Annotated in this window: 19 protein-coding genes; 13 read left to right on the top strand and 6 right to left on the bottom strand. The window is 65.0% G+C overall.

The window, feature by feature from the left end; translation table 11 throughout:
- Nucleotides 1-17 precede the first annotated feature (17 nt).
- Together J2R80_RS36490 and J2R80_RS36495 are read right to left on the bottom strand one after the other, a co-directional pair.
- Nucleotides 18-758, bottom strand: a complete 741-nt coding sequence (locus tag J2R80_RS36490; RefSeq protein ID WP_199805192.1) for a peptidoglycan-binding domain-containing protein — start codon at nucleotides 756-758, stop codon at nucleotides 18-20.
- Nucleotides 751-2,562, bottom strand: coding sequence for an ATP-binding protein (locus tag J2R80_RS36495; RefSeq protein WP_200844492.1), 1,812 nt, complete (start codon nucleotides 2,560-2,562; stop codon nucleotides 751-753). The genes J2R80_RS36490 and J2R80_RS36495 overlap by 8 nt, the downstream gene beginning before the upstream one ends.
- A gap of 434 nt (nucleotides 2,563-2,996) precedes the next feature.
- Here J2R80_RS36495 and J2R80_RS36500 point away from each other — a divergent pair, with 434 nt between their 5' ends.
- Entirely contained in the window at nucleotides 2,997-3,377 is a 381-nt protein-coding gene (locus tag J2R80_RS36500) for a DUF5330 domain-containing protein (RefSeq protein WP_057015747.1), read from the top strand.
- A 144-nt stretch (nucleotides 3,378-3,521) separates the two neighbouring features.
- Nucleotides 3,522-3,953: a SufE family protein gene (locus J2R80_RS36505; protein WP_141343262.1), complete on the top strand. Its 432-nt coding sequence runs from the start codon at nucleotides 3,522-3,524 to the stop codon at nucleotides 3,951-3,953.
- A 4-nt stretch (nucleotides 3,954-3,957) separates the two neighbouring features.
- Here J2R80_RS36505 and J2R80_RS36510 read toward each other — a convergent pair whose 3' ends face one another.
- Together J2R80_RS36510 and J2R80_RS36515 are read right to left on the bottom strand one after the other, a co-directional pair.
- Nucleotides 3,958-4,371, bottom strand: a complete 414-nt coding sequence (locus tag J2R80_RS36510) for a MucR family transcriptional regulator (RefSeq protein ID WP_057015640.1) — start codon at nucleotides 4,369-4,371, stop codon at nucleotides 3,958-3,960.
- A gap of 177 nt (nucleotides 4,372-4,548) precedes the next feature.
- On the bottom strand, nucleotides 4,549-5,439 hold the full coding sequence (locus J2R80_RS36515; protein WP_253640276.1) for a DUF308 domain-containing protein: 891 nt from the start codon (nucleotides 5,437-5,439) through the stop codon (nucleotides 4,549-4,551).
- A 339-nt stretch (nucleotides 5,440-5,778) separates the two neighbouring features.
- Here J2R80_RS36515 and J2R80_RS36520 point away from each other — a divergent pair, with 339 nt between their 5' ends.
- The gene (locus J2R80_RS36520; RefSeq protein ID WP_076833154.1) at nucleotides 5,779-7,428 is read left to right on the top strand and encodes a glycosyltransferase family 39 protein; all 1,650 of its coding nucleotides are present in this window, start codon (nucleotides 5,779-5,781) and stop codon (nucleotides 7,426-7,428) included.
- Between the two features lie 146 nt (nucleotides 7,429-7,574).
- Nucleotides 7,575-8,354 carry a class II aldolase/adducin family protein gene (locus J2R80_RS36525; RefSeq protein ID WP_028331642.1) on the top strand — a complete coding sequence of 260 codons (780 nt, stop codon included), beginning with the start codon at nucleotides 7,575-7,577 and terminating at the stop codon, nucleotides 8,352-8,354.
- 103 nt (nucleotides 8,355-8,457) lie between these two features.
- Here J2R80_RS36525 and J2R80_RS36530 read toward each other — a convergent pair whose 3' ends face one another.
- Nucleotides 8,458-9,858 carry a M20/M25/M40 family metallo-hydrolase gene (locus J2R80_RS36530; RefSeq protein ID WP_253640277.1) on the bottom strand — a complete coding sequence of 467 codons (1,401 nt, stop codon included), beginning with the start codon at nucleotides 9,856-9,858 and terminating at the stop codon, nucleotides 8,458-8,460.
- A gap of 95 nt (nucleotides 9,859-9,953) precedes the next feature.
- Complete coding sequence (locus J2R80_RS36535; RefSeq protein WP_253640278.1) at nucleotides 9,954-11,576, bottom strand: helicase HerA-like domain-containing protein; 1,623 nt, start codon at nucleotides 11,574-11,576, stop codon at nucleotides 9,954-9,956.
- Between the two features lie 352 nt (nucleotides 11,577-11,928).
- Here J2R80_RS36535 and J2R80_RS36540 point away from each other — a divergent pair, with 352 nt between their 5' ends.
- The 9 genes from J2R80_RS36540 to J2R80_RS36580 all read left to right on the top strand — a co-directional run bounded on the left by J2R80_RS36540 (nucleotide 11,929) and on the right by J2R80_RS36580 (nucleotide 20,075).
- Entirely contained in the window at nucleotides 11,929-12,294 is a 366-nt protein-coding gene (locus J2R80_RS36540) for a hypothetical protein (RefSeq protein WP_016841849.1), read from the top strand.
- Between the two features lie 57 nt (nucleotides 12,295-12,351).
- Nucleotides 12,352-12,759: a DUF4332 domain-containing protein gene (locus J2R80_RS36545; protein ID WP_018270650.1), complete on the top strand. Its 408-nt coding sequence runs from the start codon at nucleotides 12,352-12,354 to the stop codon at nucleotides 12,757-12,759.
- 86 nt (nucleotides 12,760-12,845) lie between these two features.
- On the top strand, nucleotides 12,846-13,703 hold the full coding sequence (gene folP, locus J2R80_RS36550; protein WP_253640279.1) for a dihydropteroate synthase: 858 nt from the start codon (nucleotides 12,846-12,848) through the stop codon (nucleotides 13,701-13,703).
- Complete coding sequence (gene folB / locus J2R80_RS36555) at nucleotides 13,700-14,080, top strand: dihydroneopterin aldolase (RefSeq protein ID WP_016842351.1); 381 nt, start codon at nucleotides 13,700-13,702, stop codon at nucleotides 14,078-14,080. The genes folP and folB overlap by 4 nt, the downstream gene beginning before the upstream one ends.
- A 6-nt stretch (nucleotides 14,081-14,086) precedes the next feature.
- Nucleotides 14,087-14,578, top strand: a complete 492-nt coding sequence (gene folK, locus J2R80_RS36560; RefSeq protein ID WP_253640280.1) for a 2-amino-4-hydroxy-6-hydroxymethyldihydropteridine diphosphokinase — start codon at nucleotides 14,087-14,089, stop codon at nucleotides 14,576-14,578.
- A 105-nt stretch (nucleotides 14,579-14,683) separates the two neighbouring features.
- Nucleotides 14,684-16,558, top strand: a complete 1,875-nt coding sequence (locus J2R80_RS36565) for a methylmalonyl-CoA mutase family protein (protein WP_253640281.1) — start codon at nucleotides 14,684-14,686, stop codon at nucleotides 16,556-16,558.
- Nucleotides 16,555-17,025 carry a GFA family protein gene (locus tag J2R80_RS36570; RefSeq protein ID WP_028331649.1) on the top strand — a complete coding sequence of 157 codons (471 nt, stop codon included), beginning with the start codon at nucleotides 16,555-16,557 and terminating at the stop codon, nucleotides 17,023-17,025. The genes J2R80_RS36565 and J2R80_RS36570 overlap by 4 nt, the downstream gene beginning before the upstream one ends.
- Before the next feature lie 55 nt (nucleotides 17,026-17,080).
- Nucleotides 17,081-19,237 carry a methylmalonyl-CoA mutase gene (gene scpA / locus J2R80_RS36575; protein WP_253640282.1) on the top strand — a complete coding sequence of 719 codons (2,157 nt, stop codon included), beginning with the start codon at nucleotides 17,081-17,083 and terminating at the stop codon, nucleotides 19,235-19,237.
- 37 nt (nucleotides 19,238-19,274) lie between these two features.
- Complete coding sequence (locus J2R80_RS36580) at nucleotides 19,275-20,075, top strand: RsiV family protein (RefSeq protein WP_083715176.1); 801 nt, start codon at nucleotides 19,275-19,277, stop codon at nucleotides 20,073-20,075.
- The last annotated feature ends 169 nt before the right edge of the window (nucleotides 20,076-20,244 follow it).

The following is a 20,244-nucleotide window of genomic DNA, read 5'->3' on the forward strand; positions in this document are numbered from 1 at the left end:
ATGCCTTCGCAGAGAGACTACTCGATCGAATGGCCGATCATCGCGCCGAGCTCGCGCACCAGGCGATCGGACATCTGTCCGGTCACCGGCAGCTTGCGGGCGCGCTCGAACTTCGCGATCGCGTGCTGGGTGTCGGCGCCGATCGTGCCGGTCGGCTTGAGCTGGCCGTAGCCATACTCGGTCAGTGTACGTTGGACCGCGGCGATGCGTTTTCCGGCCGGGCTCAGATGCTGTGTCGGAATGGACGCCGGCGGACGAATGACGCTGGACGGCGCGGCGGCCGGGGACGGTGCTGCGGCCGGTGGCGCAGTGGTCGATTTCAGCACCAGATTGGCCATCGGATCGACCGGCTTGGCCTCGACCTTGGGTTCTGCCGGCTTGGCTTCGACGGACCTGGTCTCGGCCGGCTTGGTCTCCACCGGCTTCACGTCGACGGGCTCGGCCGATCGGGCAGCCGCCTCGGCCGGACGCGGGCGCGGTATCGGGCTGGTGGCCGCGGCAACCGGGGCCGGCGGCGGCAGCGTCACAACCGAACCGCCGAACATCGGCGACGGATGACGGCCCGCCTGCAGGAACAGCGCATTGATCAGGATCGCAACGATGGCAGACGTCGCCAGCACGCCGGCGACCAGATCCTTCGGACTGTGCAGCAGCAGGCGCAGGACGAGGCCACGTTCCTCCTCGGCCGCGATGGCCACTGCCTTGGCGCCGCGGCGACGGCGCGGCGTTTCATCGTCATCCAAAGTCTGTCTAGGCACTCTTCTTCACCTGATGGGTTTGCTCTTGTAGTCCGGAACGCAGCGCGGGCTTCAGGGTCGAGACATTGCTGGACGGCTCGACGGCGGCGGGCGGGGTGAACGCCAGCGGCAGCGCGACCGATACAATGGTGCCCTCGCCCACCTTGCTCTCCACATTGATTTCGCCGTGGTGCAGGCCGACCAGCCCCTTCACGATGGAAAGACCAAGACCGGTGCCCTCGTGGCGGCGCTGATAAGTCTTGCCGGCCTGGAAGAACGGATCGCCGATCCGCTTGAGATCATCGGCGGCGATGCCGACGCCAGTGTCTGAGACACGCAGCACCAGCCGCGATCCCTCGACACCGGCCGACACGGTGACCTTGCCGCCGCGCTCGGTGAACTTGATGGCGTTCGAGACCAGATTGAGCACGATCTGCTTGAACGCGCGCGGATCGCCGTTCACGATCGGCAGATCGTCGGGCACGCGGGTGACGAGATCGACGCCGCTCTCGCGCGCCTTCAACGCCACAAGATTGCAGCAATTGAGCAGCGCCGGCCGCGGCGCAAACGGCTCCGGCGAAATCTCGAAATTGCCGGACTCCATCTTCGACATGTCGAGGATGCCGTTGACGACCGACAGCAGATGCTGGCCGGAATCGTTGATCAGCTGCGCGTATTCCTTGCGGCGGGCCACGTCGAGGCCGAGCACGTCTTCCTGCGCGATCATCTCGGAGAAGCCGATGATGGCGTTGAGCGGGGTGCGCAGTTCGTGGCTCATGGTGGCCAGGAAGCGCGTCTTCGACGCATCGGCCTGCTCGGCCACATTGCGCGCCTGTTCGAGCGCCTGCTCCTGCACCTTGCGATCGGTCACGTCGCGGATCACGGCGACGACCTCGGCATCGGCGGCGGCCTGATCGAGCGGGCGGCAGCGCATCTCGGCCCAGATGAATTCGGCGACGGCTTCGCCACGCGCACCGTCACGGCGCACGCGGAACTCGACGCTACGGGAGTCACCGCGCGCGGCGTCCGACAGCGCCGTGAGATAGGCCGGGCGATCGGCGACATGAACGCGGTCGAACAGGCCGTGGCCCAACAGCCGCGATGCCGGCACGCCGAGCATGTTCTCGGCCGCGGGCGAAATGAAGCGCACCGCGCCGTTGCGGCTGTGCCGCGACAGCACGTCGCTCATGTTATGCGCGAGCAGGCGGTAGCGCTCTTCCTCGACATAGAGCAGCGCCACGCTGGTGCGCGCCAGCGACTCCGCACCGAAGGCGAGCCCGGCGGCGTAGAAGATCGCCGACACGACGCCGAAGCCGACCAGCGTGCTGTTCGAAGCAACCGCGGGATCGACGACCGGCAGTACATGATAATGGCCGAGCACGCTCAGCAGCGCCGCGCAGATCATCGCCAGCGCGAACGCAAACGCCACCACGCGCCGGGAGGCCGACAGCGCCGCCTCGATCGGAATGACGACGAGCCACACGGCGGCGAACGAGGCGAGGCCGCCGGTCGTCGCCGCGATCATCATCACGAGACCGGCGAGCGCCAGCGACGACAGCACATGCGCGCCTTCATAGCGGCCGGTGCGCGACAGGAACCACGACAGCAGAATCGGCGCGATCAGCCAGGCGAATGCCGCGACCTCGATCGCCGTCGGCGCACCGCGCATCGCAAGAAAGGCAGGGAACGAGGCAAGCGCCGCCAGGCTGCCGAGCAGCCGCGGCGCCATGAAGGCACGATGGCGCGCACGCGTCAGCGCATCATATTGCGCCGACGGATGCAGCAGCGCATCCAGGCAATCGCGGATCAGACTCAAACTACTCACAGCACTCGCGCTTCGGCTCAATCGTCAACACAGACGCGCCGGAACGCCTCCTTCGTGATTGCAGGTCAACGTGTCAGAGCGAACTTAAGCGAACGCTAAGGCTGGGCGGCCTGCCGCCAAACACCGTGCATTGGAGTGGGTTTGACCCGCTATTCACCGGCCATTTGTCGGGGATGGTGAACGGCTGGTTTCCGGATGCGACATTTCTATGGTTTCGAAATGGTGGACGCGGCGAATCCTGCGCATCCGGCACGCGTCGGCCGCCATCAATCGAAAATTTACGGCGAATCAATTCAGGCGAATTTTCCGCGATTTTTCGGCGGATTTACTTCAAGGCAGATACTTCCGATTTATCGACCGATGCTAACCCTCAAGGCCAATAGCGGCATCGACCGCGCAAGAAGCAAGACAAGACAGACGACCGGGATCGCGCCATGTTCTTCCTGCTGCGTTTGGCATTCTGGCTCGGGCTTGTGCTCGTGCTGCTGCCGAGAGACAAAACACCTGAAGCGGACAAGGCGCCGCAGATCAGCGCGTCGGACGCGGTGTCGGCCGCGACCGCGACGATCAACGACATGGGTCAGTTCTGCAAGCGCCAGCCGTCCGCCTGCGAGGTCGGCGGCCAGGCCGCGACCGCAATCGGCCAGCGCGCGACCGACGGGGCGCGCAAACTCTACCAGATCATCACCGACAAGAAGCCACCCGATCACACCGGCTCGATCGGCCAGGACAATACCGATTCAGCCACCGCGTTCCGCGACACGCTGACCGCAGAGGATCAGTCGATCGAATTCCGCCTGCCGCCGACGCCGTGAGCGGAAACCAAGGCGCTGTCGAGCGAGGCAGGCACCGGTTCGCGTGAAGAAAACGCGTCAAAACAGCCGGGAACCGGTTCCATTTTCATCGCTTTCGCGGCCCGCCTTCCTATATAAGCCGTCAAGGACAGGACGCGGGCCACGATGACGACGATCGACGAAATCAGGGACAATTTTGCGCTGCTGGACGAGTGGGACGACCGTTACCGCTATGTCATCGAGCTCGGCCGCACGCTCGAACCGTTGTCGGAGGCGGAGCACTCGGCCGAGAACAAGGTGCAGGGCTGCGTCAGTCAGGTCTGGCTGTCGAAGCGGATCGAGCGCGATGCCAACGGCGAACCGCGCCTGATCTATATCGGCGACAGCGACGCCCACATCGTGCGCGGCCTGGTCGCGATCGTGCTGACGCTGTTTTCCGGGCAAACGCCCAAGGAAATCCTCGGCACCGACGCGCTCGCGCTGTTCGACGAATTCGGGTTCCGCGACCATCTGACGCCGCAGCGCTCCAACGGCCTGCGCTCGATGGTTGACCGCATCCGCAACGATGCGCGCGAGGCGCTGGCGTCCGCCGCGTAGATCTTTACTTCCGCTTCCGCGCCTGCTGACCGAGACCCATCTTCTTGGCGAGCTGCGATCGCGCCACCGCATAGTTCGGCGCCACCATCGGATAGTCGGCCGGCAGGCCCCATTTGTCGCGATACTGCTCCGGGGTCATGTTGTACTGGGTACGCAGATGGCGCTTCAGCGACTTGAAGCGCTTGCCGTCCTCGAGGCACACCAGATATTCGGGCGTGATCGACTTCTTCATCGACACCGCAGGCTTGGCCGGCTCGCTCGGCGTGTCGTTGCGTCCGCTCGACACCCGCAGCAAGGCGGAGTGGACCTGGCTGATCAGGTTCGGAATGTCCGAGGCCGGCGTCGGATTGTTGCTGAGATAGGCCGAAACGATGTTGGCGGTCAGCTCGACCGGCGTTTTGCCTGACGTATCGGACATGGCTCAATCTTCCCCGTGCTCTCGGCAGCCCGGCGCCCACCGGACAGTATCCATGCGCAGCAATACATTAATGGAATCGCGTACTACTTTGCGAATATGCACGAATTGCAGCAAATCTGACAACAACGGCCGCGTTTCCGGCTACGGGCCGGCCGCGCGCAAGTATTGGCCCGGATCTTAAGGCCGCTGCTCCAGATGCGACCTGAGCTCGTCGATCGAGGCAAATCGCATCATGCCCTCCGGCATCTGCGCCTCGATTGATCCGTCCGAATAGAGCGAATAGGCCATGCCGTCGACGACGCCGGATTTGAGCACGGTCACCGGCGGCTGCTCCTGCGGCGGCGGCGGATGGCCCGACGACGGCGAGGCGGCGGCGGCCGACTGGGCCTCGCCGAAGGTGGATGGCGTCCGGGGGCCGCGCCGCGGGGCGACGTCGACCGGCCGCGGCCGGTCGGCCTTCGGCCAGGCATCGTCGAAGGTTGCCGACGCCGGTTCGGCCGAACCACCCGGATTCGGACGCAGTTCCGGCGACAACAGATCCGGCGTGAGCGGCTCGGCGGCACGCCCCTGGCTCCGCTCGCGCTCCTTGCGCGAGGAGGAAAACAGCAGATTGCGCCGCTTGGGCGGCGCAGCGCCATCCGCGGGCGCGGCCGCCGGTGCGGGCGGCGGCACCTCGCCTGATGCGCCGCGCGAGGCGATCTCGTCGTGCCAGGGCGGCGCCGCGGGAGCGGATGGCGGGAACGCTGGAGCCAGCGGCGGAGGCGCCGAGACCTTCGGCTCAGGCGGCGGGAACACCGGATCGTCGGGAGTGCCGCGCGGGGAAGTTGCAGACGGCGACCCGGACCGCAGACCCACCGCCACTACGGCATCGAGCCGGTCGCCCATGGCCTGGAGTTCGCGAAGGATGGCGGCAAGGGCCACAACAATCACGCCGGTACATGCGCCGGTCACGCCTGTTGCGATCAACGTGCCGCCGACGCTGAATTCCTTGTTTGGAATTCCGAGGCCGATCGCCGCCAGGCCCGCCACGACCAGGCCCGCGCCGACGACCAACAGACCAACCTTCATCGAACTAACCCCCGGGAGACCCGACCGAAAATCGGCGCGGGCCACCAACGCCACGATACCGTCATATTGCCCACACCGCCAACCGCCAATTGTAGACAGAGTTCCCTAAAATCCCGCTTAACCAAGCCGCGATGCGTTGCTTCACCGCAGCCGCAGTGGCTATCGGGCAGCCAGCTCCCGTAGATTTACTGGCTACGAATTGCTGCCAATTTATTGCAACGCATCTGGGAAATTACGCCACAATTACCAATTACTCGGAAACGGAACTGCGCTATGGATGCCGGGGAATGAGGCCCTAAAGCGCCAATCTGGGCCACAGGCACGCCGGTATCACTAGCTATGTCATCGATTACGACGTCTGCCCTCGAGGCGCCTGCGCGGCGCTCGGTGGAGAAGACCTGCGACGATCTCGCTGTCCTCGTCCTCGGCGTGGTCGCCGTGGTCGCCGGCTTGACGTTCCGCGATTACGGTCTGGGCTGGGACGATTACACCCACGCTGAATATGCCGACCTCCTGCTGCGCATGTACGAGTCCGGGTTCAAGGACACCGGCGCGCTGTCGTTTGCCAATCTGTATATGTACGGCGGCGGCTTCGACATGGCCGCGGCCTTGCTGCACAAGCTCATTCCGCTCGAACTGTTCGAGACGCGCCGCCTGCTCGGCGCGATCGTCGGCGTCATCGGCCTTGCCGTAACCTGGCGCCTGGCACGCCGCGTCGGCGGCCCGCTGGCGGGATTGGCGGCGCTGCTGCTGCTGGCGCTGTGCCCGACCTTCTACGGCCACATGTTCATGAATCCGAAGGATGCGCCGTTCGCCGTGGCGATGGTGGTCCTGATCATGGGCCTGGTCCGCCTGATCGAGGAATATCCGGCGCCCTCGCCGCGCACCATCCTGATCGTCGGCCTGGGCGCCGGCCTGTCGATCGGCTGCCGCGTGCTTGGCGGGCTCGCATTGATCTACGCCGTGGTCGGCTTCGTCCCGCTCCTGATCGAGGAATTCCGCAAGCAGGGCCCGCGCGAGGCGACCCACCGCTTTGCCCATGTCGTCTATGTGCTGCTGCCGGGACTTCTGCTGGGCTATCTCGTGATGGGCCTGATCTGGCCGTGGTCGATCATGGAGCCCGGACATCCGCTCGAAGCGGTAACCTATTTCTCGCACTTCTTCGAGAAACCGTGGAAGGAGATGTTCGACGGCGCGCTGGTGTCGGTGCCGGACATGCCGTGGTCCTATCTGCCCACCTTGTTCGCGCTGCAGCTTCCCGAAGTGCTGCTGGTGCTGCTGGCCGCCGCCGTCGTCATCACCTTGATGTCGCTGTCGCGCTATGACGTCACCGCGAAGCGCAAGTCGATCATGCTGATGCTGACGCTGGCGGCGACGCTGCCGCTGGTGATCGCGATGGTGAAGCGGCCGGCGCTCTATAACGGCATCCGCCACTTCATCTTCGTGATTCCGCCGATGACGGTGCTGGCCGGCGTCGCATTCGCGCGCGGCATGGACTGGCTCGGCGAGAACCGCCGCGCCTGGCAGCCCGCGGCGCTCGCCATGTTCGCGTTCGGCCTCTTGCTGCCGCTCAGCGAAATGATCCGCCTGCATCCGTATCAGTACACGCACTTCAACCACATCGCCGGCACGGTGCGGACCGCGGACAACTTCTTCATGCTGGACTATTGGGGCCTGGCGCTGAAGCAGGCATCCGACGGGCTGCGCGAGCAGCTGGCGGAGCGGCAGGAAGTGCCGCCGCAGAACCGCAAGTGGAAGGTCGCGGTGTGCGGACCGCAGCGCCCCGCGCAGGTGGCGCTCGGCCCCGATTTCACGATCGGATGGGACAGCAATGCCGCCGACTTCGCGATGACGCTCGGCGAATTCTACTGCAAGGGCCTGGCCGCGCCGGTCATGGTCGAGATCAAGCGCGACGACGTCGTGTTCGCCCGCGTCTATGACATCCGCGGCCGCAGCATCTCGAGCCTGCTGGCGATCCCGGCGCCGTAACGCATCACGCTGCCCACTGACGATTGCCGTTCCGATCGTGGGCCGCATGCCGACATGACTGTCACGCCGTTACCCTGCCTTGCTGCGGTCCGGCGGCGGCGCTACGCTTGGACCAAGCAATAACGCCATCAATGGAGCAATCGGCCATGTCGCCAGCGGAAGCGCGCCTGAAGGAAGTGCCGTCGGATATGAGTGCGGCGGAATGGGAGCAGCGGATCAATCTTGCTGCCTGCTACCGGCTGGTCGCGCTCTATGGCTGGGACGATCTGGTCGATACCCACATCTCCGCCCGCGTGCCGGGGCCCGAGCATCACTTCCTGATCAACCCCTACGGGCTGATGTTCGACGAGATCACCGCGTCGAGCCTCGTCAAGGTCGACCTCGACGGCAACCAGCTTTCGAAGAGCGACTACAGCATCAACCCGGCCGGCTTCACCATCCATTCGGCGATCCACGAGGTGCGCGAGGACGCCGGCTGCGTGCTCCATCTGCACACCGTCGACGGCACCGCGGTATCGAGCGGCCCCGACGGGCTGCTGCCGCTGAACCAGACCGCGCAGCTCGTCACCCACGACCTCGCCTATCACGACTATGAAGGCATCGCGCTCGATCATGACGAGCGCCCGCGCCTGCAGCGCGATCTCGGCAGCAAGAACCACATGCTGCTGCGCAATCACGGCACCCTGACGGTCGGCCGCTCGGTCGCATCCGCGTTCGAGCGGATGTACCATCTGGAGCGCGCCTGCTCGATGCAGGTGGCGACCCGCGCGCTCGGACCGATCGCCTATCCGGTCGACCAGCATGCGATCGACAAGAACACCGAGCTGCTCTCCAACCCGGACCGCGCCGAGCTGCGCTCGACCCAGCTGGTCTGGCCGCCGCTGCTGCGCAAGCTCGACCGGGTCAATCCCGGCTACCGTGATTGAAATTTCTCAATCTTCGGGTAGGCTATCGGCCAACATCCTCTGCACTACCGAATCAAAACGCCGCCCAATTCCGGGCGGCGTTTTTACGTGAATTGCCGTTGCGCTATTTGGCGTCGCCGAACGCCGCCAGGATCCGCGCCCAGGAGCGGATGCCCTTGTGGTAGCTCTTGAGGTCGTACTTCTCGTTCGGCGAATGGATGTTGTCGTCGTCGAGCCCGAAGCCGATCAGCACGCTGTCGAGGCCGAGCGTGTGCTTGAAATCGGCAACGATCGGGATCGAGGCGCCGGAGCCGATCAGCAGCGCCTCCTTGCCCCATTCGTCGGTCAGCGCACGGCGCGCGGCTGCCAGCGGCTTCATGTTCCAGTCGAGCGCGATCGCCGGCGCGCTGGAATGGTCGGTGAACTCGGCCTTGCAGTCGGCCGGCAGGCGCGCCTTCACATAGTCGCGGAACGCCTTTCGGATCTTCTCGGGATCCTGTCCCTCGACCAGGCGGAACGAGACCTTCGCTGACGCCTCGGCCGCGATCACCGTCTTGGAGCCCTCGCCGGTATAGCCGCCGACGATGCCGTTGATGTCGCAGGTCGGGCGCGAGGAGACCTGCTCGATCAGGAGCCGGTCCTTTTCGCCGGCGGGCACCGAGAGGCCGATCGGCTTGAGAAAGCTCTCCGGCGTCAGATTGAGCTGCTTCCACTGGGCCAGAATATCCGGCGGCAAATCCTTCACGCCGTCATAGAAACCGGGGATGGTGATGTGGCCGTTCTCGTCATGCAGGCCGCCGAGGATCCGCGTCAGCACGCGGATCGGGTTCTGCGCGCCGCCGCCGAACACGCCGGAATGCAGATCGCGATTGGCGGCCTTGATCTTGACCTCGTCATAGACCAGGCCGCGCAATGAGGTGGTGATCGCCGGCGTATTCGGGTCCCACATGCCGGTGTCGCAGACCAGCGCGAAGTCGGCCTTGAGGTCGTCCTTGTTCGCCTCGAGGAACGGCACGAAATTCTTCGAACCGATCTCCTCTTCACCCTCGATGACGATCGTGATGTCGACCGGCAGCGATCCCGTCACCGTCTTCCAGGCACGGCACGCCTCGACGAAGGTCATCAACTGTCCCTTGTCGTCCTCGGCGCCGCGCGCGACGATGATCTTGCGCCCGTCGGCATGGTCGGTCACGACAGGCTCGAACGGCGGACGGTGCCAGAGATTCAAGGGATCGACCGGCTGCACGTCGTAGTGGCCGTAGAACAGCACGTGCGGGCGTCCGTCGGCCGAGCCGTTCAGCTTGCCGACCACGGCCGGATGGCCGGCAGTCGGCCGCACTTCGGTCTTGAAGCCGAGGGTTGCGATGTCCTTGGCGAGATGATCGGCAGCCGCCTTGCAGTCATCAGCGAAGGCCGGATCGGCCGAGATCGATTTGATCCGCAGCAGCGTGAACAGCCGCTCGAGACTGTTGTCGAAATCGGCGTCGATGCGGTCGAGGACGGGCTGCAGCTTGGCGTTGGACATCGCGGATATCCTTTTTGTTGGACGTTGCGCCAGGTTGTAGCGCGCCGGCCGCGGGAGGCAAAGCCGGTCTCCCGCTTCAGCCGACCGGCGCGGTGCTATCTGCGCAGCAATCCGCCGAGCGCGCCGCGCACCAGCGCCCGGCCGATCGAGCCGCCAACCGAACCGCCGAGCGATTTGCCGAGATCGGCGGCCACGCCGCCGATCACCTTGTCGGTCACCGAGCGCGTGACGCTGCGCGCGATCACCTGTCCGGTCGACATGCGGCCGCGCTTGACGTTGGTGCCGAAGATCGTGGACGCGATCGAACCGAGCTGGCCGAGGATGCCGCCACCCTCGCCGCCAGCGCTGCCGTCCGCCGGCGCCGCCGTCCCGGCGAGCCGCTTCTGGATGATCTCGTAGGCGGATTCGGCATCGACCGCGGTGTCGTATTTGCCCTTGACCGGGCTCGCATCCATGATCGCCTTGCGCTCCTCCGGCGTGATCGGCCCGATCCGCGCCGACGGCGGGCGCACCATGACGCGCTCGACCATCGACGGCGTGCCGCCGCCCTCGAGGAACGACACCAGCGCCTCGCCCTTGCCGAGCTCCATGATCACCCGCGCGGTGTCGAGCTTCGGATTGGGCCGGAAGGTCTGTGCGGCCGCGGCAACCGCCTTCTGATCGCGCGGCGTGAAGGCGCGCAACGCGTGCTGCACGCGGTTGCCGAGCTGCGCCAGTACCTTGTCCGGCACGTCGATCGGATTCTGCGTGACGAAATAGACGCCGACGCCCTTGGAGCGGATCAGCCGCACCACCTGCTCGATCTTGTCCATCAGCGCCTTCGGCGCGTCGGTGAACAAGAGATGCGCCTCGTCGAAGAAGAACACCAGCTTCGGCTTCGGCAGGTCGCCGGCCTCCGGCAATTCCTCAAACAATTCCGAAAGCATCCAGAGCAGGAAGGTGGCGTAAAGCCGCGGGCTCTGCATCAGCTTGTCGGCGACCAGGATATTGACGATGCCGCGGCCGTCGCGGTCGGTGCGCATGAAATCCTTCAGCGTCAGCGCCGGCTCGCCGAAGAACTTGGCGCCGCCCTGGTTCTCGAGCACCAGGAGCTGACGCTGGATCGTTCCGACGGTCGCCTTGGATACATTGCCGTAGCCTTGCGCGGCCTTACGGATCGGCGCCAGCGGATCTTCCTCGTCGTCGGCAGCCTTCTTGCTGCCGTCCGGGGCGATCGCATCCAGCAGCGCTCGAAGGTCCTTCATGTCGATCAACGTGAGGCCGTTCTCATCGGCGACACGGAAGGCAACATTGAGCACGCCCTCCTGCACGTCGTTCAGATCGAGCATCCGCGAGAGCAACAGCGGTCCCATCTCGGTGACGGTGGCGCGCACCGGATGGCCCTGCTCGCCGAACACGTCCCAGAATACGGTCGAGAACTGATCCGGCTGGAAGGTCAGGTCCATCTCCTTGGCGCGCTTCAGGATAAAGTCCTTGGCCTCGCCGACTTCGGAGATACCGGAAAGATCGCCCTTGATGTCGGCTGCGAAAACCGGAACGCCGGCGCGCGCAAATCCTTCAGCCATGACCTGCAGCGTGACGGTCTTGCCGGTTCCGGTCGCACCGGTCACAAGGCCGTGGCGGTTGGCCAGCGCAAGCGTCAGCCAGGCTGTTTCCTCGCCCTTGCCGATAAAGATCTTCTCATCGGTATCGGCCAACTTGGTGTCGGACGTCGCCATCGCTTCGCCTCTTAACGCGATTTTAAATCGGCTCGATCCATTCGAACCGATGACATCATATTGCATCTTGCAGGTCGATTGAAACCATCGGCGCGCACTGATGTATATTGTCGCTGCACCAGTTCCTCATACTTTATTCCCGGCCAAGATTCCGGGCCAAGTGACGAAAGGCATTGCGCATTGCGACAAGATGGTGTGAATCCGCCGCTCAATCTTGCAGAGGTGCAACACTCCCGACGCGATCGAAAAAGAAAACGAACTGAAATGCGCGGATCGCTTGTATTTCGTGACACAGGCGCTCAAGATAAATCTTCAAGAATGATCCGGCAAAAACCGGTTGAGGCGGGGCAATATGGACGAATTGGTTGGGCAGCTGGCCGCGAAGGCCGGCATCGACGGTGCTGTCGCTGAAAAAACCATCGGCATCGTTCTGGGTTTCCTCCGTAACGAGGGACCTTCCGACAAAGTTCAGGCTCTGATCGACCAAATCCCCGGCGCCGAAGCGGCAATCGCCGCCTCCAACAACAGCGGTGGCCTATCGCGGTTGATGGGTGGCGGTCTGATGGCTGTCGGCACCCGGCTGATGGCGCTCGGATTGAGCATGAGTGAGATTCAGAACGTCGCGCGTGAACTTTTCAGGTTCGGCCGCGACAAAATCGGAGCGGATCAAATGGGCGAGATCATCTCGGGGACGCCGGGCCTCAGCCAGTTTGCCTGAAGCATTCTCCCAAAACGCCATTGCACGTGCGCTCCCTTCTACCTGCATACGAGTATCATGACATACCCCCTCTCCGAGATCGAAGGCCTGTCCGCCTATTGCGCCACCAAACTGAAATCGCAGGGTATCCGCACGACCGACGCACTGCTTGAAGCCGCCCGCACCGTCAAGGGACGCAAGGCGCTCGCCGCCAAGACCGGGATCAGCGAACAACAATTGCTCGAATGGGCCAATATCTCCGACTACATGCGGATTCCCGGCATGGGCAAGGCGAAGGTCGGTCTAGTCCGCGCCGCCGGCGTCACCACCGTGCGCGAGCTCGCGCACCGCAACCCGTCGCGGCTCGCGCAGAGCATGAAGGACGCCAATGTGCGGCGTAAGCTCGTCCGCGTGATGCCGTCGGAGAAGTCGGTCGAGCTGCTGATCGAAGAGGCACGCAAGCTGCCTCCCAAGATCACCTATTAGCCTGTCTTAACGGCATTCGGCCGCCGGCCGCGTCACCCGCCATTCCACACCTTGACTTGCCGCTGCGGTCAGCGCAAAGCCACCGCATGATGGCGAGCAAGCCCATAGCATCGACGGTGACCGGCCCGGCCGTATCGGCGCTGCTGCCGGCGCTGTTGTCGCGGCCCTATCCGGCCGTGATGGGTATCCTGAACGTGACGCCGGACTCGTTCTCCGACGGCGGCCAGTTCGCCGCACCCGAAGAGGCGCTGGCGCAGGCCCGCAAGCTGGTCGCCGAGGGCGCCGATATCATCGACATTGGCGCGGAATCCACCCGTCCCTACGGCTCGCAGCCGATCACCGCCGAGGCCGAGATGGCGCGGCTGAAGCCCGTGCTTGCCGACGTGATCGCGCTTGGCGTGCCGGTCTCGATCGACAGCATGAAATCGGAGGTCGTGGCCTGGGCGCTCGACCAGGGCGCTGTCATCGCCAACGACGTCTGGGGCCTGCAGCGCGATGCCGGCATGGCGCCACTGGTCGCCGCACGCGGCGTGCCCGTGATTATCATGCACAATCGCGAGCAGGCCGATCCGGCGATCGACATCATGCAGGACATCGCCGCCTTCTTCGAGCGCTCGCTCGCGATCGCCGCAAGCGCCGGCATTTCGCCCGATCGGATCGTGCTCGATCCCGGCATCGGCTTCGGCAAGACCCCTGAGCAGAGCATGACCGCGCTGGCACGGCTCTCCGAGCTCGGCGCGTTCCGACTGCCGCTGCTGGTCGGAGCCTCGCGCAAGCGCTTCATCAGCACGGTCGTGCCGTCGGAGCCGCAACAGCGGATCGGCGGCTCGATCGCGGCGCATCTGATCGCCGCGCAGAATGGCGCCCGCATCATCCGCGCGCATGACGTCGCCGAAACCGTTCAGGCGCTGCGCGTGGCCGCAGCAATCGAGGGACAACAATGACCGACACGATCTTCATCACCGGGATCGTCATCCATGCCCGTCATGGCGTGATGGAACATGAGACCGAAGTCGGGCAGCGCTTCGTCATCGATCTCGAGCTCTATACCGACCTCTCGGAATCCTCGCGCACCGATCGCCTCTCCGACACCGTCTCCTATTCCAACGTGGTGGCGACCGCGACATCGGCATTCAAGAACACCAACTACAAGCTGCTGGAGCGCGCCGCCGGTGCGGTGGCCGAGGACATCCTGGCGAGCTTCCCGCGCATCCGGGCGGTCAAAGTCACGGTGCACAAGCCGCACGCGCCGATCGCCGCGATCTTCGACGATGTCGGCGTGGTGCTGACCCGCTCGCGCCATCAACCGCCCCAGGGTTGAACGCAGATGGCTGACGTCCTGATCGCCCTCGGCGGCAATGTCGGCGACGTCCGCACCACGTTTCGCAAGGCGATCGCCAATATCTGCGGCATGACCCAGGCCGCGCTTATCGCACGCTCGTCGGATTATTCGACGCCGGCCTGGGGGGAGCAGCAGCAGCACAGCTTCATCAACGCCTGCATCGAGATCGAGACCAGTCTCGATCCGCACGCGCTGCTGTTCACGCTGCACAAGATCGAAGCCAAATTCGGCCGCGACCGCGCCAATGAGCAGCGCTGGGGGCCACGCACCCTCGACCTCGACCTGATCGCCTATGACGACGTCACACTGAACAAGCCGGAACTGACGCTGCCGCACCCGCGTTTGTTCGAGCGCGCTTTCGTGCTGGTGCCGCTCGCCGAAATCGTTCCCGACCGCGTCATCGCCGGGCGCCGCGTCGCCGATGCGCTGGCGAAGGTCTCTACAGACGGTATTTTCCGTCTAGCGGACCTCGATTAAAGCCAAACCATCGCAAACAACCGTTTGGCTTGGCCGCCCGCCCGTGGCAATTTCCGGCCAAATCAAGGGGCCCCTCGCGGGGCCGGTGAAGGACGATTTGGGCGGATGACGACCTCGACTGACGATTTGGCTCTGGCTTCGGATTTTCGACCTGCGACCTATGACGACTGGCGCAAGCTGGTCGACGGCGTGCTGAAGGGCGCCCCGTTCGAGAAGCTGGTCGGCAAGACCTATGACGGCCTGAAGATCGATCCGATCTACCGCCGCGCCGCCAATTCAAGCCCGCTTGCCGGCCGCGCCGCGGCTGCGCCCTGGCAGATCCTGCAACGGGTCGATCATCCCGATGCCGCACAGGCCAATGCGCAAGCGCTGCAGGATCTCGAGAACGGCGCGACCGGCCTCGAATTCGAGTTCGCCGGCGGTCCCGGCGCGCGCGGCTTCGGTCTTGCCGATGCCAGCAAGAAGACGCTGGCGCGCGCCTGCGGCGGCGTCCATCTCGATGCCGGCATCATGATCGCGCTCAACCCGGTGATCGGCCGCGAGAACGCCGGCGAGACCTTTGCCGACATGGTCGAGGCCCGCAAGCTCGACCCGGCCAAGCTCGATCTGCATTTCAATTACCAGGCACTCAGCACGATTGCCGTGCGCGGTGCTGCGACAGCCGGCTGGGCCGACTACGCAAAGCCGTTCGGCCAGATGGTCAACGGCCTGATCAAGCGCGGCTTCAAGGGGCCGTTCGTGCTGGCCGACGGCCGGCCGGTCCATGATGCCGGCGGCTCCGAAGTGCAGGAACTCGGTTTCACGCTCGCGCTGGGCCTCGCCTATCTGCGCATGCTGGAAGACGCCGGCATCGATCTCGATGCGGCGCGTGCGGGCATCTCGTTCCGCCTCAGCGCCGATGCCGACCAGTTCCTGACCATGGCGAAATTCCGCGCGCTGCGCCGCCTTTGGGCAAGAATCGAAGAGGCCTGCGGACTTGCGCCGAAGCCGATCTTCGTCAACGCGCAAACCGCCTGGCGGATGCTGACCCAGCGCGATCCCAATGTGAACATGCTGCGCGCGACGATCGCGACCTTTGCGGCCGGGCTCGGCGGCGCCAATGCGATCACGGTGCTGCCGCACACGCTGGCGCTCGGCCTGCCCGACGACTTCGCCCGGCGCGTGGCGCGCAACACGCAACTCGTGCTGCTCGATGAATCCAACCTGGCAAAGGTGTCCGATCCCGCGGCCGGCGCCGGCGGCATCGAGACGCTGACCTCGCAACTCTGCGAGGCGGCGTGGACGCTGTTCCAGGAGATCGAGAAGGCCGGCGGCATCTTCGCCGCACTCGAGCAGGGACTGCTGCAAAACAAGGTCACCGCGACGCGCTTACTGCGCGAGACCAATGTGGCGAAGCGCCGCGACGTGCTGACCGGCGCCAGCGAATTTCCGGATCTGCGCGAGGCCGCCCCCGCGGTGCTGGATGTGAAACCATCAGCGCCGGCGTCCCTCGCCGGCGCCAAGGTGAAGTTCGACGCCCTCGCGCCGATGCGGCTTGCCGAACCGTTCGAGGCGCTGCGCGACAAGTCGGATGCCGCGCTGAAGGCGCATGGCGCACGGCCGAAGATATTCCTGGCCAATCTCGGCACCGCCGCGGACTTCACGGCCCGCGCGACCTTTGCCAAGAGTTCCTTCGAAACCGGCGGGATCGAGGCCATCGACAGCGAGGGCTTTGCCGACGCGGCGGCGCTGGCCGCGGCCTACAAGGCCTCGGGCGCCGCGATGGCGTGCATTTGTTCCTCGGATAAGGTCTATGCCGCCAGCGCCGTTGAGGCCGCCAGGGCCCTTCAAGGCGCCGGTGCAAGGCATATCTATCTGGCAGGGCGGCCCGGCGACCAGGAAGCGGCGCTGCGGGCGGCCGGCATCGGCGAGTTCATCTTCGCCGGCGGTGATGCGCTGGCGACATTGCGCGACGCCTATCGGCAGATGGAGCAGACATGAGCGCAGAGGCACCATCGACACCCGTTCTGACCGGCGGCTGCCAGTGCGGCGCCGTCCGATTTGCCGTCTCGGCGGCACCGACCCGGATCAGCATCTGCCACTGCCGGATGTGCCAGAAAGCGTCTGGGGCGCCATTTGCCTCCTTCGCCGACATCGATCGCAACGACTTCAAATGGACCCGCGGCAAGCCCGCCGCGTTCAGGTCCTCCTCGATCGCCGAGCGCGACTTCTGCGCGGCCTGCGGAACACCCCTGAGCTTCCGCCGTATCGACGGCCCGCGGATCGAGATCATGACCGGCGCCTTCGACCGGCCCGACCGGGTGATACCGACGCAGCAATTCGGAACCGAGTCCCGCCACGGCTGGGTGGTCGGCATTGCCAACCTGCCGAGCCAGACCACGATGCAGAATTACGGACCGGACAAGATGGCGACGATCGTCAGCCATCAGCATCCGGACCATGATTGAGTTAGAAGCTACAGCGATTGATCGAACGCAATCGCCAGTTTGAGGAAGCCCAGGAATGACCCGCATTCCCAATTTCGCCGATGTCGCCTTCCAGCCCGTTGCCACCGCGGCCTCGGCCGCGAGCGCCGAGCCGTGGCTGACGCCCGAGGGCATCCCGGTGAAATCCGTTTACGGCGAGGCCGATCTCGAAGGCATCGACTTCCTCGAGACCTGGCCGGGCATCGCGCCCTATCTGCGCGGCCCTTACCCGACGATGTACGTCAACCAGCCCTGGACCATCCGGCAATATGCAGGGTTCTCCACGGCGGAGGATTCCAACGCCTTCTATCGCCGCAACCTCGCGGCCGGACAGAAGGGCCTCTCGGTCGCGTTCGACCTCGCTACCCACCGCGGCTATGACTCGGATCATCCGCGCGTCTCCGGCGACGTCGGCATGGCCGGGGTCGCGATCGATTCCATCTACGACATGCGCACGCTGTTCGCCGGCATCCCGCTCGACCAGATGAGCGTGTCGATGACCATGAACGGCGCGGTGCTGCCGATCCTCGCGCTGTTCGTTGCCGCCGCCGAGGAACAGGGCGTGCCGCCGGAGAAACTGTCGGGCACCATTCAGAATGACATTCTGAAAGAGTTCATGGTGCGCAACACCTACATCTATCCGCCCGCGCCCTCGATGCGGATCATCTCCGACATCTTCGCCTACACCTCACAGCGGATGCCGAAATACAATTCCATTTCCATTTCCGGCTACCACATGCAGGAGGCCGGCGCGACGCAGGACCTCGAGCTCGCCTATACGCTGGCCGACGGCGTCGAATATCTGCGCGCCGGGCTTGCCGCGGGCCTCGACGTCGACCGCTTTGCGCCGCGGCTGTCGTTCTTCTGGGCGATCGGTATGAACTTCTTCATGGAAGTCGCCAAGATGCGCGCCGCGCGGCTGTTGTGGGCCAAGCTGCTCAAGCAGTTCAATCCGAAGGATCCGCGCTCGCTGTCGCTGCGCACCCATTGCCAGACCTCGGGCTGGTCGCTGACCGCGCAGGACGTCTTCAACAACGTGATGCGCACCACGATCGAGGCGATGGCGGCAACCCAAGGCCACACCCAGTCGCTGCACACCAACGCGCTCGACGAGGCCCTGGCGCTGCCGACCGACTTCTCCGCGCGCATCGCCCGCAACACCCAGCTGTTCCTGCAGCAGGAGAGCGGCACCAACCGCATCATCGATCCCTGGGGCGGCTCCTATTATGTCGAGCGGCTGACCCGCGATCTCGCGCAGAAGGCCTGGGGGCACATCCAGGAGGTCGAGGCACTCGGCGGCATGGCCAAGGCGATCGAGGCCGGCGTGCCGAAGCTCAGGATCGAGGAAGCCTCCGCCAAGACCCAGGCGCGGATCGATGCCGGCCGCCAGGCGGTGATCGGCGTCAACAAGTTCAAGCCCGAGAACGAGAAGCCGATCGACGTCTTGAAGGTGGAGAACTCCACCGTGCGTCGGCTGCAGATCGACAAGCTGGCGCGGCTCAAGAAGGAGCGCAACCAGAAGGACGTCGATGCGGCGCTCGCCGCGCTTACCCGCTCGGCGGGCGAAGGCAACGGCAATTTGCTGGCGCTGGCGATCGACGCCGCTCGCGCCAAAGCCACCGTCGGCGAAATTTCGGACGCCATGGAAAAGGTGTTCGGCCGCCACCGCGCCGAGATCAAGTCCATCACCGGCGTCTACAAGCGAGAGGCAGCGGCGATGTCCAACAAGGTCGAAAAAGTGCAGGCCCTGATCGATGCGTTCGAGGAGGCCGAAGGCCGCCGCCCGCGCATCCTGGTGGCGAAAATCGGCCAGGACGGCCATGACCGCGGCCAGAAGGTGATCGCATCGGCGTTCGCCGATGTCGGCTTCGACGTCGATATCGGACCGCTGTTCGCAACCGCCGATGAAGCCGCCCGTCAGGCGGTCGAGAACGACGTCCACATTCTCGGCGTCTCCTCGCTTGCCGCGGCGCATCTCACCGCGGTGCCCGAATTGAAGGCCGCGCTGAAGAAACACGGCCGCGACGACATCATGATCATCATCGGCGGCGTGGTGCCGCCGCAGGATTACGACGCGCTCTATGCCGCCGGCGCCGAGGCGATCTTCCCGCCGGGCACGGTGATCTCGGATGCCGCCGAGGAGCTGATCCACAAGCTCAACGCCCGGCTCGGCCATAGCGCTGCAGCGGAGTAACGCTGCCGCGCTTGTCCCCTGCCACCTGGAGTTTTTCATGCGCGCCGATCGCTTGATGACGCCTGCCCGCATCATGGCTTTTACCGGCCTGCTGGCCTGCCTCTGCCTGCCCGCCATCGCCGCCGATCCGAAGCCCGACGCGTCGATCAAGAATGCGAGCATCGAGGCGAGCGTCTATCTCGACGACAGGATCAAGGCAGATAGCGCGCTGGCGGCCGATTGCCTCGCCGAAGGCAAGACGTGGATCGACAAGAATGCCGCCGAGGCTGCGGCCGACCGCAAGCAGGAGCCTGACCTCTTCAAGGATCGTGGTGGCTACTCGTTCGACCGCAAATACTCGGAGCGCTCCGTCGTCGACGGCCGCTATGTGAGCGTGCTGCGCGATGACTACATGGACACCCACGGCGCGCATCCGAACTCCGACGTCAACACCATCCTGTGGGACACCACCGCGAAGAAGCGCATCAGCATCCGCCCGTTCTTCACCGAGACCGCAGACAACGGCCCAACCCTGACGGCGATGCGCAAGGCGGTCATCGCCGCGCTCAACGCCGAGAAGAAGCGGCGCGATGCCGGCGAGACCGCAACCGCCGAGTGGTACAAGGAGATGAAGCCGACCCTGCTCAAGATCGGCGCCGTGACGCTGGCGCCGTCGACCGAAGCGGGCAAGAGCTCCGGCCTCACCTTCCACTACCCGCCCTATGCCGTCGGCCCCTACGCCGAGGGCCAATACGTGATCTTCGTGCCGTGGGAGACGCTGAAACCCTATCTGACACCGGAAGGCGCAAAGATCTTCGCCGGCGCACGGCCGAAGGGCGATGCGGACGAGCAGCAATAGTTCGTAGCCCGCATGAGCGAAGCGATATGCGGGGCCGGTTTCCCCTGACATCGCGGAGCCTGTCATCGGGCGCGCGTTCGCGCGACCCGTTGGCTCACCCGGGCTACGGGTGTCTGCACGATTTCTGGATAATGGAAGAATGCCGCTGAGTTGCCCGACGTGTCAAGTA

The organism is Bradyrhizobium sp. USDA 4541 (genome assembly GCF_024171085.1).
Lineage (GTDB): Bacteria > Pseudomonadota > Alphaproteobacteria > Rhizobiales > Xanthobacteraceae > Bradyrhizobium > Bradyrhizobium australafricanum.

Coding starts and splice junctions, on each gene's coding strand:
- J2R80_RS36500 (WP_057015747.1), top strand. CDS start 2,997: ATGTTCTTCCTGCTGCGTTTGGCATTCTGGCTCGGGCTTGTGCTCGTG.
- folB (WP_016842351.1), top strand. CDS start 13,700: ATGACCGACACGATCTTCATCACCGGGATCGTCATCCATGCCCGTCAT.
- J2R80_RS36525 (WP_028331642.1), top strand. CDS start 7,575: ATGTCGCCAGCGGAAGCGCGCCTGAAGGAAGTGCCGTCGGATATGAGT.
- J2R80_RS36565 (WP_253640281.1), top strand. CDS start 14,684: ATGACGACCTCGACTGACGATTTGGCTCTGGCTTCGGATTTTCGACCT.
- J2R80_RS36540 (WP_016841849.1), top strand. CDS start 11,929: ATGGACGAATTGGTTGGGCAGCTGGCCGCGAAGGCCGGCATCGACGGT.
- folP (WP_253640279.1), top strand. CDS start 12,846: ATGATGGCGAGCAAGCCCATAGCATCGACGGTGACCGGCCCGGCCGTA.
- J2R80_RS36570 (WP_028331649.1), top strand. CDS start 16,555: ATGAGCGCAGAGGCACCATCGACACCCGTTCTGACCGGCGGCTGCCAG.
- J2R80_RS36505 (WP_141343262.1), top strand. CDS start 3,522: ATGACGACGATCGACGAAATCAGGGACAATTTTGCGCTGCTGGACGAG.
- J2R80_RS36580 (WP_083715176.1), top strand. CDS start 19,275: ATGCGCGCCGATCGCTTGATGACGCCTGCCCGCATCATGGCTTTTACC.
- J2R80_RS36535 (WP_253640278.1), bottom strand. CDS start 11,576: ATGGCGACGTCCGACACCAAGTTGGCCGATACCGATGAGAAGATCTTT.
- J2R80_RS36520 (WP_076833154.1), top strand. CDS start 5,779: ATGTCATCGATTACGACGTCTGCCCTCGAGGCGCCTGCGCGGCGCTCG.
- scpA (WP_253640282.1), top strand. CDS start 17,081: ATGACCCGCATTCCCAATTTCGCCGATGTCGCCTTCCAGCCCGTTGCC.
- J2R80_RS36530 (WP_253640277.1), bottom strand. CDS start 9,858: ATGTCCAACGCCAAGCTGCAGCCCGTCCTCGACCGCATCGACGCCGAT.
- J2R80_RS36545 (WP_018270650.1), top strand. CDS start 12,352: ATGACATACCCCCTCTCCGAGATCGAAGGCCTGTCCGCCTATTGCGCC.
- J2R80_RS36510 (WP_057015640.1), bottom strand. CDS start 4,371: ATGTCCGATACGTCAGGCAAAACGCCGGTCGAGCTGACCGCCAACATC.
- folK (WP_253640280.1), top strand. CDS start 14,087: ATGGCTGACGTCCTGATCGCCCTCGGCGGCAATGTCGGCGACGTCCGC.
- J2R80_RS36515 (WP_253640276.1), bottom strand. CDS start 5,439: ATGAAGGTTGGTCTGTTGGTCGTCGGCGCGGGCCTGGTCGTGGCGGGC.